This is a genomic window from Bradyrhizobium macuxiense (assembly GCF_007993935.1).
In the GTDB taxonomy this organism is placed as follows: domain Bacteria; phylum Pseudomonadota; class Alphaproteobacteria; order Rhizobiales; family Xanthobacteraceae; genus Bradyrhizobium; species Bradyrhizobium macuxiense_A.
On the sequence record NZ_VITY01000001.1, the window covers coordinates 911,135 to 912,349 of the forward strand.

Consider the following 1,215-nt stretch of genomic DNA (forward strand, 5'->3'; position numbering starts at 1 on the left):
CAAATCAACGGCAACGTCCTCACAGTCACCTATGCCGGCGGCCAGACCACACAATTTACCCTCACAACACCAATCCCGAACGGTGATTTCGTTCACCCGCAGCTCGACGGTTTAGGTGGAACTGATGTGGTTGTTACGCCAACTGTTCTACCCACGATCGACTCGATTGTTGCATCCGGAAGCGGCATAACGAACGGCGTCGGTGATCTCAACGCTGGGCACATTCTAACTGTGACGGTCGACTTTAGCGACGCCGTCATCGTGAACACGGCAGGCGGGATACCCACTCTCAACCTCAATGACGGAGGAACCGCGACCTACGCTGGTGGCTCCGGCACCAACCAGCTGATCTTTAGCTATACGGTTGGGGCTGGGCAGAACGCCGCGAACCTAGCGGTCTCCGGCGTGAATTTAGATGGTGCAATTATTCCGGCCGACCTATCCGGCGCGGATGTTACCTTCAACGGCCTTCAGATCGACACCACGGCACCCGGTTCTACGGTTTACGACGTGGCCAGTGATTTCGAGCAAGGGTTCACAAGTCACAGCAACCCCAATGGCGTCTGGTCTTACGGGTACTCGTCTGGCTTCACGGGGCCCGTCACGCTGTATGATCAGACGGCTCAGCCCGGCGTTGACGGACCGAATGCGCAGTACTGGCTATCGTCGTCGGTAAACATTGGAGAGTCACCGGCCGCTAAATTCAACGACGGACCCACCCGGGATGACGGAAACGTAAACTTCTTGCCAGACCAATTCTTGCTGGTGTCTGGGATTGGTGGGCAATATTCCGATCTCGTTTTCACCGCTCCAGCTACGGGCGAATATTCGTTAGCGACGACATTTAGGGGCGACCAATACGGCATTGGTACTGTCGTAGGGGTCATCGAGAATGGAAACGTGATCTTCAGCTCTCGTGTGTCGTACGAGGGTCAACTTGTTCCATTCAACGAAACCCTCAGTTTGTCAGCGGGGGATGAGCTGGTGTTTTCTGTCGGGCCCGGAGGTGGTTTGCAGAACACCGGGCTTTCCGTGAGCGTCACCGAGCTGGCACCCGCGCCGACCGATACTGCGGTGGTTAACGGCTTTGTCAACGCGGCGCACGACACTGCGACGCAAGAGCTGACGGGCACGGCGGAGGCCGGCAGCACGGTGACCGTCTATGACGGGACCACCCAGCTCGGCACGACGACGGCAGCACCCGACGGCAGCTGG

General features: G+C 57.9%; 1 pseudogene. It reads left to right on the forward strand.

What is annotated here, in order from left to right:
- Positions 1-1,215: pseudogene (locus FBZ93_RS04275) on the forward strand (hypothetical protein); the annotation flags it as partial.